Here is a 10,056-nt window from a genome sequence, read left to right as displayed (position 1 = left end):
CAAGGCCATGAAGTTATGGGTCGGGTTCGTGGCTGCAGGTGGGGTCTGATCTGGAGGAACGCCGGACGCGAGAAGCGGAGCCCCGGTAGAACTGGCTGGTCCGCCAAGACAAGCCGTTCACAGCACCGGAGGCTCCGCTGTCGGGTCAGTGTGTCATCAGCCGCGAGATCGCGGTAGCCGACGGTCTTTTCGCTCCGGGTCACTTGGGTGAGCTGACGCAGATCGTCCCGTTCGAGATGGCCGACGCCGCCCTGGCCGAGTGCGGGGCCGTCCAGCAGCGGTTGCGGAAACTCCCTGCCCGGGTGGTCGTTTACCTCCTCCTGGCTGCTGCTCTGTTCGAGGAGTGCGGCTATCCGGCCGTGTGGGCCAGGATGACCTCCGCACTGCGCTCCCTGCCTGTCCCGAAGATCACCGCGACGGCACTGTGGCACGCCCGCGCCAGGCTCGGCGTTCGCCCCATGCGGGCCCTGTTCGACCTGCTGCGCGGCCCGGCGAGCGCGATCCGCACCACCGGGGCCCGCTGGGCGGGACTGCTGGTCGTCGCCGTCGACGGCACGTACCTCGATGTCCCCGACGGTCCCGCCACCCGAGCCCACCTGGGCAAAGGCTCCAACCAGTACGCCACCTCGGGCTATCCGCAGATCTGCCTGGTCACCCTGGTCGCCTGCGGCACCCGGGCAGTGATCGACGCCGTCTTCGGCCCGCGCACCAGCGGCGAGACCACCCACGGCAAGCGCCTGGCCCGCTCCCTGCACGAGGGCATGATCGTCCTGCTGGACCGCGGCCTGTCCTCCAACGCCTTCCTGACCACGGTCGCGGACACCGGCGCCGCGTTCCTCGCCCGGCTGTCCGCCACCCGCAAGCCACCGGTCCTGCACCGCTTCGACGACGGCTCGTTCCTGTCCCGGATCGGCACGCTGGAGGTCCGCATCATCGAATGCGAGATCACCATCGCCACCACCGCCGGCCGCACCACCGGCGTCTACCGCCTGGCCACCACCCTGCTCGACCACCACCGCCACCCGGCATTCGAGCTGGTCAAGCAGTATCACGAGCGGTGGGAAGCGGAATCCGCCTTCTTCGCGATCAAGAAGTCCATGCTCGGACGCCGGGTCCTGCGCGCCCGGACCATGGCCGGCATCGCCCAGGAGGTCTACGCCCTGCTGACCGCCTACCAGCTGATCCGGATCGCCATCGCCGACGCCACCGCGACCCTCCCCGACGCGGACCCCGACCGGGCCAGCTCCAGCATCGCCCTCCAAACCGCCCGCGACCAGGTCATCCAGGCCGCAGGCGTGATCGCCGACACCGCCGTCGACCTCGTCGGAACCATCGGCCGCGCCGTCCTGAACCAGCCGATGACAGCACGCCGACTCCGCGTCAGTCCCCGCGCCGTCAAGCGACCACTGTCCCGATACGCGTACAAGAGCCTGCGCATGGACCGACGCACCTACAAGGCCACCATCAGCATCGACATCCTGTTGACAGGGCCCATCAGCCCATAACTTCATGGCCTTGCGCCAAAGGATCCAGGGGCCGCGAGCGTCGAGCTTTTCCGCCTCAGTGACCCGCGTGGTGGCACCGGCGCCTCGCCATCGTCGGAGGGGACTCGCGCCGTCCTTGTGCGACCGGCTATGCGAGACCCGGCCGCCGACACGGTACGAGCCTGGAGGACCAGGCACCCCGGGCGCGGGGAAGGAATCACTCGCCGTTCTCCGGGCGGTGTGGCGTCACCCGCTCGGCGTCGACGGCCGCGGCGCGGCCGGAGGCGGCGAGGAGAGCGAGAAGGGCGAGCAGCACCAGCAGGATGACGACCAGCAGCAGGACGGTCAGAGCCGTCGGATGGTTCCACAACGCGAAGACCAAGGCCACGATGAACAGCAAACCCAGCGCGATCCACCGGCGGTGGGCCTCGGTCCAGGTGCCCACCCGGCCGCTGCGGACGTGGTGCCCGTACGCCCACCGCGCGGCGGAGTCCGCGGTGCGGTCGGAGGTGCCCCGGACGGCACGTGGCAACCTTCCTGGGCCGACCAGATAGGCGCCGAGTGCGATGAGGACACCGAGCACGATCGCCGTGCGCAGGCTGACCTTCAGGAAGTTCAGAAGGGTGTCGAAGACGGCCGCCGCGGCAGCCTCCGCCTGGACCTGGGGCGGGCAGGTGGTCCAGGTAGTAGCGGCGGAGGACGACCAGGACGGTCGACATGATCAGGCAGGCGAAGGCCTCGCCGAGAGCCGTGCGGGCAAGGGCCCGTCGGCGCCGGTGTGCCAGCAGCACGCCGCACGCGCCGATCGCCACGACGATCACGGGAAGCCAGTTCCCGATCGTGTCCAGCAGACGGGCGCCGTCGCGGATCTTCTCCAGCTGGTCGGACTGGAAGAGCACCAGTTGCCTGTCGACCTCGGGGGTCTTGGAGGCGGGGGACACACCGGCGTCCACGAGCGACTGCTTGACCTGGTCGACGGCTTCGCCGACGTCGAGAGTGACCGTCCCGCCGTTCACGCCGACGGAGCCACGTCCCTCGCCGGTGAGCGCGTCCACGACCGCGGTGTGGGCGGCCCGGTTGGCGTTCGTCCAGATCCGCTCGAAGCGGTCGCTCTCCACGAAGCGCGTGGCCACCTTCTCGACCGTGTCGTTGACCGCGGAGTCGAGTTGCGGGCCCAGCCCCTTCAGGGCCTGCGCAGCGCGTGGCGGCAGTCCCTGGGACTGCCGCCACGCGGCGATGTCCGAGGTGACCTGGGTGCCGTCCACCCGGACGTCGGCGGCTTCGGTGATGCGCTTGACCGCCGCGTCCTCGATCGCCGGATCCGAGGCCAGCGGCGAGACCGTCGACACATACCGGTCCGTGTCCAGCACGATGTCGTGCACCCAGACCGTGAGCAGTGCGACCGGCACCAGGATGCAGGTGAGCACGATGAGCACGGCCGAGCTGATGTTCCTGGTGATCCGCGCGGATGCCGAACCGCCCTGGTGCCCGCTCCCCGCCTTGGCACGCGCGTCCCCCTTCGGGGCTGCGCCGGGTTCGGGCGGCTCGTACGGGCTGGTCACGGGGCTACGGGGATACTCGGGGATTGGCTTGCCCTCATTTCCACAGATGCACGGCAAGACGGCACGCCTGGGTGGGCCGCACGGGCGGGACACGGTCATTCACCCGCGGTCGTACTACTGCGTCGCTGCGAAGGCTGAATCCCGCAGGTCGTGGACGGGTACGGGCCTTGTGGGTCCCGACTTCCGCAGAGGCTGCGCGCGGACGCACGGCCCCATGGGGCCGTGCGCCGATGCCGTCGTGGAAGGCGCGGAGCGTCAGCCGCACAGCTCAGCCACGTTTCTCCGCACCCTGTCGGCGCCGGCCGGCCTCGACGGCCTTGACCACCACCCGGGCCGCGACGCCGGCCAGCAGGATTCCGCCGACCATCTGGATCATCGCCATGACGCGTGCTGTCTCGGTGTGGGCGGTGATGTCGCCGAAGCCGACGGTGCTGGTCACGGTGAGCGCGAGATACAAGGCGTCGGTGCGGGTGAGGGGCTCGGTGAAGCTGCCGGGTGCGGCTCGCTCCAGCAGGAAGTACGAGGTGGCGAAGAGCAGTAGGAACAGAGGGATGACGGCGGCGAGCGATTCCACGGCCCGCAGTTCGGGGTGCGGGGAACGGACGATCGCACGCACCTGCCAGAGGAACAGCGCCGTCACCGCGATCAGGCCGAGGACGAGACCGGTGACCGCTCCGCCGTCGAACCGTGTGTCCATGGGCAGCAGGTAGTAGGCGACGACCAGCCCGGCCGACACGACGATCGCCCGCGCCACTGCCGGCAAGGTCGCGCGAGGGCCAGGTTCCGCACCGTTACTTCTCATGTCCCTCATTCCTCCGGGTCGCCGTCAGGGCCAGCCGCCGCACCCGGTGCCAGTCCGTTGGAGGCCGACCGCGCGGCACGCCGGGGCGGTCACGGGGGACCCGCACGCGCAGAGTGCCCGGGCGGATCCGGCACCGGACCGGGGCGGGCAGTTGGAGGGCCTCGCCGTCCACGCCGACCGGGATCACGTCGGCATCGGCCTCGACGACGACCTCCCGGGCGGTCAGCCGCGCGAGCCCGGGCGCCCGGGGGCCGCGGAGTATGCCCGCTGCCTGCGCCGCACTGTCGACCTTGACGCCCAGCACGCCGAGGACGCCGGAGTCCAGCCGCTCCCGGTGGCCCAGCCCCGCCGGGTCGTCCGTCCGGTACAGGTTGTTGCTGACCAGTACGGCCTGCGGCTGCTCGACGATCACGCCCTCGGCGCGCACGGAGAGGCGCGGGCCGTCATGGTGCGTCAGCAGATCGGGCAGCATCCGCAGGGTGGTGCGAACCTTGTCGTCACGGTAGGCGGGGCTTTGCACGACGGAGGGCATAGGCGCCGAACGACGCGTTGTTGACGAACACCCGGTCGTTGACGACACCCAGATCGATGCGGAGTTCAATGCCGTCGGTGAGCGCTTCGAGACACTTCGACGGGTCGTCACCGTCCAGCCCGAGGTCCAGGGCGAAGTGGTTGCGGGTGCCGGCGGAGACCACCAGGAACGGCAGATCGCGCTCCGCGGCCACGGCCGCCACCAGGGCCTGTGTGCCGTCGCCTCCTGCGACGCCGAGCAGGTCGGCGCCCGCGTCGGCGGCCCGGCGGGCGAGTGCGGCCACGTCCTGCCGGCGTGCCACGTCCAGGACGCAGACCTTGGCGTCGAGTGCCTCGGCCTTCTCCCGCAGCCCGAACCGGCCGACCTTGCCGGCACCCGAGCGCGGGTTCATGATCAGGTAAGGGCGCCGCGGCGGAGCCTGTGCACCTTGCGGAGTCCGTGCCGGGGCGGTCTCGGCGCCGGCCAGCGCGCCCCGGCCGCAGAAGACGGCCAGGGCCCACAGCGCGAGCGAGACGAGCACAACCCACAGCAGCCCGGACGCCACGTAGAGCACGACGACGACGGTGGGAGCGGCGAAGGCCAGGACCTCGGCCAGCACCCTGACCATGCCGGTGTGGACGAGCGCCCACCACACGCCCACCACACGCCCACCGCCGCCACCGCCGGCCCGGCCGCCCCCACGAGGAGCAGCAGCAGGCTGTCCGGTCCGGCGAGGACCAGCATCACGGTGATCGCCCCGATACCCGCGGTCACAGCCACGCGTGCGGCCCAGCGTGGAGCGAGCACGGAACGGCCACCGGACATGTCGACCTCCCAGAGGGCGGGTGCACTCGCTCCATGCCACCGTGCCTCCACCGGACCGACATCACCCGCTCCGGGGGATTCCTCCGGACGGAGCGCCCCGCACAGGCCGAGGGTCCTCGCGCGTGTGGGTAGGTATGTGGGCCGGTCCGATGGTGGCACGCCGTCGATCAGAGGTCGTAGGCCTGCGGCAGGACGTCCGTCGGCGGGCAGGCAGCACGCCGTGTGCCGGGCCGTCGGCGCGGGTTCTCCGCATCTCCGCTTCCGGTAAGCAGCCGAGCACGTCGGTGACACGTTGGCCGCTCCGCAGCGTCCGAGGCACCGCAGCACCCGGTCGCCGGCAACCGGACGATCACCCCTTCCGGGTGATGCGGTCCACGGCAGGCCGCGCTGTCATGAAGGTGCACGACACCACGCTCAGGAAGGGACTTCAACCATGGCCCGGACAGACACAGGCGCCGAAGGTGTCACCGCCCTCGCCGAAGCGGACGCCCCCGTATTCGAGATGCTCGTCCAGATGACCCTCGACACGTTCGAACGTTCCGGGCTGGACGAGGAGACGTACCTCCTCGCACGCATCGCCGCCCTGGTGGCCATGGATGCCTCCCCGCCTTCCTACCTCCTCAATCTCGGCACCGCTGCGGAAGCCGGTGTGCCACTGGAGAAGGTCCAGGGGACGCTCGTGGCGATCGCGCCCGTGGTGGGCAGTGCGCGCGTCGTGTCCGCCGCCCGCGCCATCGGCGAAGCCTTCGGGCTCGACATCAGCACCGAGGACCAGTAGCAGCAAAGCGACCGGGACCGCCCGTGAGTCCCGCCGCCTTCAGGTGGACACGGGGCAGGTCCGCCAGGACCCCGGCGGACGACGCCCAGAGGAGAAGCAATGAGCAGCAGCGTGTACCTGGCCTACGATTTTCCCGTTCTGGGGGCTTTCTGGGCGATCATGTGGTTCTTCCTGTGGATCATGTGGTTCGTCCTGCTCTTCCGCGTCGTGGTGGACATCTTCCGCGACGACGACCTGAGCGGATGGGCCAAGACCGGATGGCTCCTCTTCACGATCGTGCTCCCCTTCCTGGGCGTCTTCGTCTACGTCATCGCCCGCGGCAAGAACATGGGCAAGCGCGAGCAGGGCCATGCCAGGGCCAAGCAGGAACAGACGGATCGGTACATCCGTGAGACCGCCGCCGGCGCGGGGGCCAGCGAGGCGGACGAACTCGTCAGGCTCTCCGAGATCCGCGCCAGGGGCGACATCACCGAAGACGAGTACCGCCGGGCCAAGGAGAAGGTCCTTCACTGACCCGCGCGTGCCCGTCCGGACACAGGCCACCGTGGGTGCCGCCCTTGTTCGGTCAGCCGGTCGACCGGCACCCGCGGCGCGGCGCCCGGCGGCTTCGTAGCCCCGCACACGGCGGCCACCCGCGACCGAAGGGTCTGCAATGACCGAGAACCACCCTTCCGGCATCGACACGCGGCACCTCACTCCGCAGGAGCGGGTCGCCCGTGGCAAGGCCGCGCGCAGCGACGCGCCACGGTCCAGCCACGCCGAGTTCAGGCCCCCGCCGAAGCGCACGGACCCGGTGGAGATCATCGAGAAGCAGTCCGCGACGCGGGTGCCGGAACTCGTACCGATCCGCTACGGCAGGATGAGCGAGGCGCCGTTCCGCTTCTACCGGGGGGCCGCCGCCATCATGGCCGCCGACCTCGCGGAGACGCCGTGCAGCGGGATCAGGGTGCAGTGCTGTGGCGACGCGCACATGCTCAACTTCCGGCTGCTCGCGTCGCCGGAACGCCGCCTGATGTTCGACATCAACGACTTCGACGAGACACTGCCCGGGCCGTGGGAATGGGACGTCAAGCGGCTGTCCGCCAGCCTGGTCATCGCGGGCCGGGCGAACGGCTTCAGCGCCAAGGAACGTACATCGGTGGTGCGGGCGGCCGTGCGGTCCTACCGCGAGCGCATGCGGAGCTACGCCGGACTCGGCAATCTCGACGTCTGGTACACCCGCTTCGACGCGGACGAACTGCAGGAACAGTTCGCCCCGGTGCTCAGCGCCGGGCAGCGCGATCGCTGGGAACGCACCCGGAAGCGGGCCCGTGCGCACGGCACGTTGCAGGCTTTCGACAAGCTCACGCACGTCGTCGACGGAAGGCGGCAGATCGCTCCCGATCCCCCGTTGCTGGTCCGGCTCCAGGATCTGCTCCCCGATGCCGAACGAGGCAGGCTGGAGCAGGAGATCAGCCGGCTCATCGAGCGCTACGGCCAGACACTGCAGACGGACCGCCGCTTCCTGCTGGACAGCTATCGCCTCGCCGACATGGCCCGCAAGGTCGTCGGGGTGGGGAGTGTGGGAACCCGCTGCTGGATCATCCTGATGCTGGGCAGGGATGACGAGGATCCCCTGTTCCTCCAGGCCAAGGAGGCCGACGAGTCGGTTCTGGCGCCTTACGTGGGAGGCAGCACGTTCAGCACGCAGGGCGAGCGCGTCGTCGTCGGCCAGCGGCTCATGCAGGCCACCAGCGACATCTTCCTGGGCTGGGAGCGCGTCACGGGACTGGAAGGCAAGCGGCGGGACTTCTACATACGCCAGTTGCGGGACTGGAAGGGTATAGCCGTGGCCGAGAGCATGTCGCCGAAGAGGATGGGCCTGTTCGGCCGGCTGTGCGGTGCCACGCTGGCCCGTGCCCACGCCAGGTCCGGAGACCGGATCGCGATCGCCGCCTATCTGGGCGGCGGCGACGTCTTCGACCGTGCGCTGGCGACGTTCGCCGAACTGTACGCGGACCAGAACGAGAAGGACCACCAGGTCCTGGTCGACGCCATCCGAGCGGGACGCGTCCCAGCTGAGGCGGCCTGAGGCCGCAGGGCCATACGCGTTGGAATCCGGACGCAGGGGCGGTCAACTCAGGAAGACGGCACCACCGTATGGCTTTGGAATTGAAAGTCCGCCGACACCGCCCATGAGCGGAAGGACAGGCAGTTGGCGAAGTCACTCTTTCGGCGGGCTCTTGGGAGCGAGACAGCGTCGTTAAAGGTTGCGGACCGAGTCGGCGCATCTGACGGACAACATCCAGGTCGGGCTGCCCTGAGGAGGCGTGTATGAGTGGTTCGGACGGACTGGGCGGGGACCGGTGAGGGCGGCACACTCCGAAGGCATGGTGAACGGCTACCGCGGTATCACCGCGTAGCGGGGAAGGGGCATCGACTCCGCCAGTGAGCGGTGTCCAGTACTGCCCGAACTCGTCGACGTGTGCTGGCCGCTGCCACCTGCTCGCCCGGAATTGGCCCCTGTGAGTGGTCGGCGCTCTGGGTGAACAGCGACTGCTCCTCCCGTGTCTGCGGGGATGGTCTCCTGGCCTGGCTGGACGGCTTGGACGTGGACGGCTGTTCCCCGCACCCGTGGGGGTGGTCGCGGTCAGGTCGGGGGGCAGGGTGCTCGGGGGAGTCGATGGAGCTGTAGCTGTAGCTGTAGGCGTTGTGTCGCTGGCCGTTGGGGGGCTAAGCGGGCTGGTTCGTCCGGTCTCTGCGTCGATTTCGAACTGGCTTGCGAGGAGACGTTCCGTGCGACTGCGTGCCGAACGTGACCGGCTCCAGCGTAACGCGCGCCTGTACCTTGGCGGGCGGCTGGGCCAGGTCGGCTCTGCGGATTTCACCATTCCGGGTCCACGAACTCGGCCAGGCCGCAAATGAGTTGGGAGCATTCCTCGGCGCAGGACCGCCATGTCCGCTGGCCTCGCACGTCGCGTGACCGAGCTCGAAGGGCGAACTCACCGCCGCCCGCATCAACCCCCAACAGATGATCAGAAGCCAGAGCAAGGTGGGAAGTGTTTTTGGTTGTGATGCTGCGGTGGTGATGCGTTCAACGGGTGGGGTGGGGCGGTCGGTCGGCCGGTGGGGTCCGAGCGGGGGAGGAGCGTGCCGGGTTCTGTGTCCCGGGATCCCTTCGAGTGGGAGCTTTCCGGTCGTGGGGTGTTCTTTGGGGCGGGTGTGGATCACTACGGTCGGCAGCGGCTTCTCCGTCTTGTGGATGTGCCGGATGTATCGGATGTGCTGGAGGTGTGGGATGGAGTGGTGGCCTTCTCGTACGGCGTGCTTTGCGAGGGTGTGTACGAGAAGGGCTTTGGTGTGTAGGAGAAGGGCCGGGTGTGCGGGGTTGGGGTCAGTGGGGGCGGGTCAGCTGGGCGGTCAGGAGGTGGGAGTCGAGGAGGGCGGGGTCGGCGACGCGGGCGGCTTTCGAGTAGCCGGTCAGCATGCGCTTGGTCAGGGCGAGGGCCTGGGGTGAGCGCCGGGCCAGTGGTCTGGTCCAGGAGGTGATCGTGTGGTCCAGGGTGTCGAGGGGGGCGACTTTGTGGAGGAGTCCCAGTCGGTGGGCGGTCGGGGCGTCGAAGTTCTCGCAGGTGAGGATGAGTTCGCGTATGCGGGCCGCGCCTGCTTCCGTGATCAGGCGGCCCATGGCTCCGCCCCAGGCGGGTGCGAGGCCGAGGCCGAGTTCGGGCATCCGGAACTGGCAGGTGTCGGCGCCGGCGCGGAGGTCGCAGTAGGCGGCGAGGGCGAGGCCGGCGCCGACGACCTTGCCGTGGAGGCGTGCGATGGTGACGGCGTGGGTGTTCTCCAGGGCCTGGCACAGGCGCTGGGCCTTGTCCGCGATGCGCAGCAGCGCGTTCCCGGCGGGGTCGGCGGCCAGGCTCTCCTGGTACTCCTGCCGGTCGGCTCCCAGGCAGAAGTCGCTGCCCAGGGAGGAGAGCACGAGGATGCGGAGGTCCGGCTGGTCGTGGAGGCCGTCGAGGACGGTGATGAGGGCGTCCAGAACCGCTGTGCTCAGGACGTCGTCCTGTTCGGCGGGGTTGAGCCGGACGTGGAGGACGGCGCCGGTCCGGGTG

Annotated in this window: 7 protein-coding genes and 1 pseudogene; 4 read left to right on the top strand and 4 right to left on the bottom strand. The window is 69.7% G+C overall.

The window, feature by feature from the left end:
• Positions 1–203: 203 nt before the first annotated feature.
• Entirely contained in the window at positions 204–1,505 is a 1,302-nt protein-coding gene (locus B9S61_RS24530) for an IS4 family transposase (protein ID WP_258039752.1), read from the top strand.
• 196 nt (positions 1,506–1,701) lie between these two features.
• Here B9S61_RS24530 and B9S61_RS24525 read toward each other — a convergent pair whose 3' ends face one another.
• The 3 genes and pseudogenes from B9S61_RS24525 to B9S61_RS24515 all read right to left on the bottom strand — a co-directional run bounded on the left by B9S61_RS24525 (position 1,702) and on the right by B9S61_RS24515 (position 5,184).
• Positions 1,702–2,067: a hypothetical protein gene (locus B9S61_RS24525; RefSeq protein ID WP_258039835.1), complete on the bottom strand. Its 366-nt coding sequence runs from the start codon at positions 2,065–2,067 to the stop codon at positions 1,702–1,704.
• Positions 2,068–3,314: 1,247 nt separating this feature from the next.
• On the bottom strand, positions 3,315–3,800 hold the full coding sequence (locus B9S61_RS24520) for a potassium channel family protein (protein WP_258039834.1): 486 nt from the start codon (positions 3,798–3,800) through the stop codon (positions 3,315–3,317).
• 37 nt (positions 3,801–3,837) lie between these two features.
• Positions 3,838–5,184: pseudogene (locus B9S61_RS24515) on the bottom strand (diacylglycerol/lipid kinase family protein).
• A 433-nt stretch (positions 5,185–5,617) separates the two neighbouring features.
• Between B9S61_RS24515 and B9S61_RS24510 the strand changes: the two are divergent.
• The 3 genes from B9S61_RS24510 to B9S61_RS24500 all read left to right on the top strand — a co-directional run bounded on the left by B9S61_RS24510 (position 5,618) and on the right by B9S61_RS24500 (position 8,033).
• Positions 5,618–5,962, top strand: a complete 345-nt coding sequence (locus B9S61_RS24510) for a carboxymuconolactone decarboxylase family protein (protein ID WP_103544185.1) — start codon at positions 5,618–5,620, stop codon at positions 5,960–5,962.
• 99 nt (positions 5,963–6,061) lie between these two features.
• Complete coding sequence (locus B9S61_RS24505; protein WP_103544184.1) at positions 6,062–6,475, top strand: SHOCT domain-containing protein; 414 nt, start codon at positions 6,062–6,064, stop codon at positions 6,473–6,475.
• Between the two features lie 139 nt (positions 6,476–6,614).
• The gene (locus B9S61_RS24500; protein WP_103544183.1) at positions 6,615–8,033 is read left to right on the top strand and encodes a DUF2252 domain-containing protein; all 1,419 of its coding nucleotides are present in this window, start codon (positions 6,615–6,617) and stop codon (positions 8,031–8,033) included.
• A gap of 1,302 nt (positions 8,034–9,335) precedes the next feature.
• On the opposite strand, the gene B9S61_RS24490 is transcribed toward B9S61_RS24500, so the two are convergent.
• Positions 9,336–10,056: enoyl-CoA hydratase/isomerase family protein (locus B9S61_RS24490; protein WP_103544181.1), on the bottom strand; the 721-nt coding region annotated here is incomplete at its 5' end.

The organism is Streptomyces sp. SM1, from assembly GCF_002910825.1.
Lineage (GTDB): Bacteria > Actinomycetota > Actinomycetes > Streptomycetales > Streptomycetaceae > Streptomyces > Streptomyces okerensis.
Note: the sequence above shows the minus strand (reverse complement) of the source record. Positions and strands in the feature narration are given on the sequence as shown.